The 7,839-nt window shown below is 73.7% G+C and carries 2 protein-coding genes; both read right to left on the reverse strand.

Features of this window, described 5'->3' with window-relative positions:
* A partial coding sequence (locus ACY1JF_RS31725; protein WP_462708732.1) for an SDR family NAD(P)-dependent oxidoreductase occupies window positions 1-6,685 on the reverse strand: 6,685 nt, incomplete at its 3' end.
* A 46-nt stretch (window positions 6,686-6,731) separates the two neighbouring features.
* On the reverse strand, window positions 6,732-7,839 hold a 1,108-nt coding region (locus tag ACY1JF_RS31730), incomplete at its 5' end, for a type I polyketide synthase (RefSeq protein ID WP_462708733.1).

Genomic DNA, 7,839 nt, shown 5'->3' on the forward strand with positions numbered 1-7,839 from the left:
CCACCAGCGGCACCACACCACCGACCACCGGAACCACCGGCTCCGCCACCGGGGCCACCGGTTCCGCCTCCGGCTCCTCCGGCGCCTGCTCCAGGATCAGATGGGCGTTCGTACCGCTCAGTCCGAACGAGGAGACGCCGGCCCGGCGCGGACGGCCCGCAGTCTCCGGCCACTCGCGGGCCTCCGTGAGCAGTTCCACGGCGCCGACCGACCAGTCGACCTGTGGGGTGGGTTCCTGCACGTGCAGGGTCGGGGGCAGGACGCCGTGTCGCATCGCCTGCACCATCTTGATGACTCCGGCGACACCGGCCGCGGCCTGGGTGTGCCCGATGTTGGACTTCACCGAGCCGAGCCACAACGGCCGTTCCCGGTCGCGTCCGTAGGTGGCCAGGAGGGCCTGCGCCTCGATGGGGTCACCGAGGGCCGTGCCCGTGCCGTGTGCCTCGACCGCGTCCACGTCGGTGGCGGTCAGCCCGGCCACGGCCAGCGCTCGGCGGATCACCCGCTGCTGGGAGGGGCCGTTGGGGGCGGTGAGGCCGTTGGAGGCGCCGTCCTGGTTGATCGCGCTGCCGCGCAGCACGGCGAGGACGCGATGACCCTTGCGGTGCGCTTCCGTCAGGCGTTCCAGGACGACCACACCGACGCCCTCGGCCCAGCCGGTGCCGTCCGCGGTGGAGGAGAAAGCCTTGCAGCGGCCGTCGGGGGCGAGCGCCCGCTGGCGGGAGAACTCGACGAAGGTGCCCGGGGTCGCCATCACGGTCGCGCCGCCCGCCAGGGCCATCGAGCACTCACCGCCCCGCAGGGCCTGGGCGGCCAGGTGGATGGCGACCAGGGAGGACGAGCAGGCCGTGTCCACGGTCACCGCGGGGCCTTCGAAGCCGAGCGCGTACGACACCCGGCCCGAGGCCACGCTCACCGCGGAGCCGGTGGCCGTGAAGCCGCCCAGCTCGGGCGGGATGTCACCGCCGATGCCGTAGCCCTGGGTCATGACGCCGGAGAAGACGCCGACGTCCGTGCCCTTCAGGGCGGCCGGGTTCACGCCGGCCCGCTCCAGCGCCTCCCAGGACGTTTCGAGGAGCAGCCGCTGCTGGGGGTCCATCGCCAGCGCCTCGCGCGGCGAGATGCCGAAGAAGCCCGCGTCGAACTGGCCCGCCTCGTGCAGGAAGCCGCCCTGGTCGACGTAGGAGGTGCCGATGTTCTCGGGGTCGGTGTCGAAGAGGTCGTCCACGTCCCAGCCGCGGTCGTCGGGGAAGCCGGAGATGGCGTCCCGGCCCTCGGCGACCAGCCGCCACAGTTCTTCGGGGCTGTCGACGCCGCCGGGCAGCCGGCAGGCCATGCCGACGATCGCGATCGGCTCGTCCGGGTCGGCCACGACGACGGTGGGGGCCGCCGCACCGGTGGCGTCGCCGCCGGGGCCGTCCAGTTCGTCACGGAGGAAGCGGGCGAGGGCGAGCGGGGTCGGGTAGTCGTAGACGAGGGTCGCGGGGAGGCTGATCCGGGTGGCCTCGCGGAGCCGGTTGCGCAGCTGGACGGCGGTGAGGGAGTCGAAGCCGGCGTCCTTGAACGCCTTCCCGGCCTTGATCTGCTCGGGGCCGGCGTGCCCGAGCACGGTCGCGACGTGGGTCCGGACCAGGTCCAGGAGCAGGGCTTCCCGCTCGGCCGGGGCGAGGCCCGCGAGCCGGGCCGCCAGGCCGCTGCCGCGGCCGGCGGCGATGCGGGCGGCGGCACGCCTGCTGTGCGGGACGAGTGTGCGCAGCAGTGACGGCATGTCACCGCCGGCCGCGGCCTCGGCGCGTATGGCCCGCAGGTCCAGTCTGACGGGGACGAGGAGGCTCTCCGTGGTCGTCAGGGCCGCGTCGAAGAGGTCGAGACCCTCGTCGGGGGCGATCGCCTGGAAGCCGCCACGGCTGATGCGGGCCTGGTCGGTGTCGTCCAGGTGGGCGGTCATGCCGGTGGTCTGTTCCCACAGGCCCCACGCCAGTGAGACACCCGGCAGTCCGGCGGCCCGGCGGCGCTGCATCATGGCGTCCAGGCAGGCGTTGGCCGCCGCGTAGTTGCCCTGTCCCGCCGAGCCGAACACTCCGGCCGCCGACGAGAACACCACGAACGCGCCGAGTCCGGGGGCCAGTTCCCGGGTCAGCTCGTCCAGGTGCGTGACCGCGGTGACCTTGGGCGCGAACACGCCGGCCAGCCGCTCGGGCGTCAGCGCGCCGATCACACCGTCGTCCAGGACACCGGCCGTGTGCACCACACCCGACAGTGGGCGGTCCGCCGGCACGGAGCGCAGCAGGTCCGCCACCGCGGCCCGGTCGGACACGTCGCAGGCCGTGACGGACACCGTCTCCGCGCCCAGCTCCGACAGCCCGGCCACCAGCTCCGCGGCGCCTCCGGCCGTCGAGCCGCGCCGGCTGACCAGCACCAGGTGCCGTACGCCGTGCCGCCGCACCAAGTGCCGTGCCACCAGGGCGCCCAGGGAGCCGGTGCCGCCTGTGATCAGCACCGATCCCCGGGGGTCGAAGGCCACCGGTGTGCCGGCCGGTTCGGGGCGGGTGAGGCGCGGCGCGGACAGGGTGGTGCCCCGTGCGGCCAGTTGCGGTTCGCCGGTCGCGAGGGCTGCGGCGAGCAGGGGGCCGGAGGCCGCGTCGTCCAGCGGGCCGTCCGTGTCGAGCAGGACGATCCGGCCGGGGTTCTCGGCCTGGGCGACCCGGACCAGGCCCCAGACGGCCGCGGCCGCCGGATCGGTCACGGCCGCGTCCCCGCCCGCCGGTACGGCGCCCCGGGTGCGTACGACGAGACGTGTTCCTTCGAGCCGGGGCTCGGCCAGCCAGGCCTGGACGACGGCCAGTGCCCTGCTGGTCAGTGTGAGCGCCGCGTCGCCGTCCGCGCCGTCCCCGACGCAGTCGAGCACGGCGACGGCGGGCGGCTCCGCGCCGCCCGCCAGGTCCGTCACCCCGCCCGGCCCGGACAGCGCCGTCCACTCCGGGACGGCCCCGGCCGCCCTGGGCGCGGGCAGTTCGGTCCACTCCACGCGGAACAGCGCGTCGTCCGCGCCCGGGGCGGTGTCCGTGGTCGTCAGGGTGTCCGCGGGGACCGGCCGCAGGGTCACGGCGTCCGCCGTCAGGACCGGGGCGCCGGTCTCGTCGGCGGCCTCGACCGACAGGACGTCCTGGGCGGACCGTACGAGCCGGGCGCGCAGCACCGTGGCGCCCGTGGCGTGCAGGACGACCCGGTTCCACTCCAGGGGCTGCCACACCTCGGCGCCGTCGCCGGTGACGGCCTCCCGGACGGCGGGGTGCAGGACGGCGTCCAGCAGCGCCGGGTGGACGCCGTACCGGTCGGCCTCGCCCTGGTCCTCCTCCGTCAGCGCGGCCTCGGCGAACAGTTCGTCCCCGCGCCGCCACAGCCCCCGCAGCCCCTGGAAGAGGGGGCCGTAGGTGTGGCCGTGGGCGATCAGTTCCGTGTACAGGCCGTCCGTCTCGATCCGCTGCGCTCCGGCCGGCGGCCAGACGGTGAAGTCGAAGGCGTCCGTCGCGGTCCCACCGGTGCTCGGCGCGAGTACGCCGGTGGCGTGCCGGGTCCAGGCGACCGCTCGGTCCGCCTCGCTGGAGTCACCGGGGGCCGCGTACACCTCCACGCCACGGGTACCGGTCCCGTCCGGTCCGCCGACGGTGACCTGCACGCGTACGGTGCCCTGCTCGGGCACGACCAGGGGCGCCTCGACGACGAGTTCGTCCAGTACGCCGCAGCCGACCTCGTCCCCGGCCCGTACGGCCAGCTCGACCAGCCCGGCGCCGGGGACGACGACCGCTCCGCCCACGGTGTGGTCGGCCAGCCAGGGGTGGGTGCGCAAGGAGAGCCGGGAGGTGAGGACCAGCCCGTCGGACTGCGGCAACTGCACCACCGCGCCCAGCAGCGGATGCCCGGCACCAGCCAGCCCCAGGGCCGCCGCGTCGACGACCGACTCCGACATCCGCAGCCAGTAGTGCTGGTGGTCGAAGGCGTACGTCGGCAGGTCCACCGGGATCTCGGTGGCACCCTCGGGCAGGACCGCCGCCCAGTCCACCCGGGTGCCGCGCACGAACAACTCCGCGACGGCCAGCAGAAGCGTGTGGGCCTCGCCTCGGTCGTCGCGCAGGGCCGGGACACATACCGTGTCCTCGCCCGCGGACTCCGTGATCGCGCCGGTCAGCGCCGCACCCGGGCCCAGTTCCAGGAAGACGGAGCCGTCGGTGGCCCCGATCCCGTCGGCGAAACGGACCGGCCGGCGCACATGGTCCACCCAGTACGCCGGATCGGTCAGCTGCCCCGGCACGGCAAGCCGGCCCGTCACATTGGACACAACGGGAACAGCCGGCTCGTCGAACGTCAGCCCGGACAACACCCTGGCGAAGTCGGCCAGCATCGGCTCCATCAACGCCGAGTGGAACGCGTGCGAGACAGCCAGCCGCTTGGTCCTGCGGCCCTGCTCACGCAGCTTCTCCACCACCGCTTCGACCGCGCCCTCCTCACCCGACAGGACGACCGAACCAGGCGCGTTCACCGCCGCGAGATCAACCCCCGCACCGAGATACTCCTCGGCCTCCGCCTCCGTGGCGGCCACCGCCACCATCGCCCCACCCGGAGCAAGGGCCTGCATCAGCCGGCCCCGCGCCGCCACCAACGCCGCCGCATCCTCCAACGACAGCACCCCGGCCACATGAGCGGCCACGACCTCACCGACCGAATGCCCGGCCACCACATCCGGCCGCACACCCCACGACTCCACCAGCCGGAACAACGCCGACTCCACCGCGAACAACCCCGCCTGCGTGAACACCGTCCGATCCAGCAGGCCACCACCCGCGTTGCCGACCTCGCCGAAGACCACGTCCTTCACCGGGCGATCCACATGCCCGGCCAGCTCCGCATCCAGTGCGGCACACGCCTCGTCCAGCGCGCGGGCGAACACCGGATAGCGGTCATACAGCTCACGCCCCATCCCCGCGCGCTGCGACCCCTGCCCCGGGAACACGAACACCGACCGGCCCCCGACAGCCGAACCCGTGATCAACGAAGAGGCCCCGGTCTCCCCGTCGGCCAGCGCCCGCAGCCCGGCCACCGCCTCCTCACGGCCCTCGGCCACGACCACGGCCCGCTCCGGCAACACCGTCCGCCGGGACACCAACGCCCCCGCCACCTCCGCGAGCGGAACATCACTGCCACCCACGAACGACGCCAACCGCCCCGCCTGACCGGCCAGCGCCCCGCCACTGCGCGCGGAGACGACCACCGGCACCACACCACCGGCCGGCACCACCGGCTCCTCGGCCACCGGTTCCTCCGGGGCCTGCTCCAGGATCAGGTGCGCGTTCGTGCCGCTGACGCCGAACCCGGAGACGCCCACCCGGCGCGGCCGGTCCACCTCGGGCCAGGGGATGGTCTCGTGGAGGAGCCGGACCGCGCCCGCTTCCCAGTCGACGCGGGTGCTGGGTTCGTCGGCGTGCAGGGTGGCGGGCAGGACGCCGTGCCGCAGGGCCTGAACCGTCTTGATCACGCCAGCGACACCGGCGGCGGCCTGAGCGTGTCCGATGTTCGACTTCAGGGAGCCCAGCCAGAGCGGCCGTTCGCGGTCCTGACCGTAGGTGGCGAGCAGGGCCTGTGCCTCGATCGGGTCACCGAGGACCGTGCCCGTGCCATGGCCCTCCACCGCGTCCACGTCCGCCGCCGTCAGCCCGGCGTTCGCCAGCGCCTTGCGGATCACCCGCTGCTGCGACGGACCGTTCGGCGCCGTCAGACCATTGGACGCACCGTCCTGGTTGACCGCACTGCCCCGCACCACCGCCAGCACCCGATGGCCCCTGCGCCGCGCCTCCGACAACCGCTCCAGCACCACCACACCCGCACCCTCGGCCCACCCCGTACCATCGGCCGCCTCCGCATACGACTTGCAGCGACCATCGGCGGCCAGCCCCCGCTGCCGCGAGAAGTCCACGAAGGTGTGCGGAGTGGCCATCACGGTGGCGCCGCCCGCCAGGGCCATCGAGCACTCGCCGCGCCGCAGGGCCTGGGCGGCCAGGTGGATGGCGACCAGGGAGGATGAGCAGGCCGTGTCGACGGTCACCGCCGGGCCCTCGAAGCCGAAGACGTAGGAGACGCGCCCGGAGGCGACGCTGGCCGCGCCGCCCGTGCCGGCGTAACCCTCCAGTTCCGGCGGGAGTTCGCCGCCGATGAAGTAGTCGACGCCCATGATGCCGTTGAAGACGCCGACGTCCGTGCCCTTGAGCGAGGTCGGGTCGATGCCGGCCTGTTCGAGCGCCTCCCAGGAGGTCTCCAGCAGCAGCCGCTGCTGGGGGTCCATCGCCAGCGCCTCACGGGGTGAGATCCCCCAGAAGCCCGCGTCGAACAGGCCGGCGTCGCGCAGGAATCCGCCCTGGCGGGCATAGGTGGTGCCCGCGCTGTCGGGGTCGTCGTCGAACAGCGCGTCCAGGTCCCAGCCGCGGTCGGTGGGGAAGTCGGACACGGCGTCCCGGCCCTCGGCGACCAGCCGCCACAGCTCCTCCGGCGTCGTCACGCCGCCGGGCAGCCGGCAGGCCATGCCGACGATCGCGACCGGCTCGTCCGCGTTCCGCTTGACCTGTCGGCGCAGGTCGTGCAGTTCCGTCGTGACGCGCTTGAGGTATTTGAGGAGTTCCTGCTCTGTGGCCATCTTCCATTCCTCACCGAGGGTTTGACGGTCCGCGAGAACGTGACGGTCAGACGATTCCGAGTTCGTCGTTGATGAAGCCGAGGACCTCATCGGCGGAGGCGGTCTCCAGTTGGTCCGCCACCGCGGAATCCGGGGTTTCCTCGGCCGCTCCGTTGCACTTCGCGACCAGGCCCTGGAGGCGAAGCACGACGTCGGCCTTCTTGGACTCGTCGGAAAGCAGTCCGGCGATCAGTGACTCGATGTCTTCGATCTTTTCGCGCACCAGTGACAGGGCGTCGTTGGTGGTGCCCAGTTCCGCGTGGAGATGGCGGGCCAGAGCGAGCGGGTTCGGGTAGTCGAACACGACCGAGGCCGCGAGTTTGAGTCCGGTGGTCTCGCGGAGCCGGTTGCGCAGTTCGACGGAGGTGAGCGAGTCGAATCCGGCGTCCTTGAACGCCGTCTCGGGGTCGACCTGTTCCGCCCCGGCGTGGCCGAGGACGCTCGCGACGTGGCCGCGTACCAGGTCCAGGAGGAGCGCCTCCTGTTCGGCCGGGGCGAGACCGGTGAGCCGGCGGGTGAGTCCGCCGGTGCCGTCCCCGGCCGTGGCGCGGGCCGGCGGGCGGGCGGTGCGGAGCAGGCCGCGCAGCAGGGGCTGCACGGGGCGGCCCGCCGTCGCGTCGGCGCGCAGGGCGCGCAGGTCGAGCTTGATGGGGACGAGGAGGGCTTTACCGGTGTCCAGGGCCGCGTCGAGCAGCCGCATGCCCTCGGCGGGGCCGATCGGCAGGACGCCGCCCCGGCTCATCCGGGCCTGGTCGGCGGTGCCCAGGTGGGCGGTCATGCCGCTGGTCTGCTCCCACAGGCCCCAGGCCAGCGAGGTGGCGGGCAGGCCGGCCGCGCGGCGCTGGTGGGCGACCGCGTCGAGGTAGGCGTTGGCCGCGGCGTAGTTGCCCTGGCCGGCCGAGCCGAACAGGCCGGACGCGGAGGAGAAGACGGCGAAGGTCGTCAGGTCCAGGTCGCGGGTCAGCTCGTCCAGGTGCCGTACGGCGCTCACCTTGGGGGCGAACACCTTGGCGAGGCGCTCGGGGGTGAGGGCGCCGATCACGCCGTCGTCCAGGACGCCGGCCGTGTGCACCACACCGGTCAGGGGGTGCTCCGCCGGAACCGAGCCCAGCAGT

This window comes from Streptomyces sp. SYSU D01066-1 (assembly GCF_054956795.1).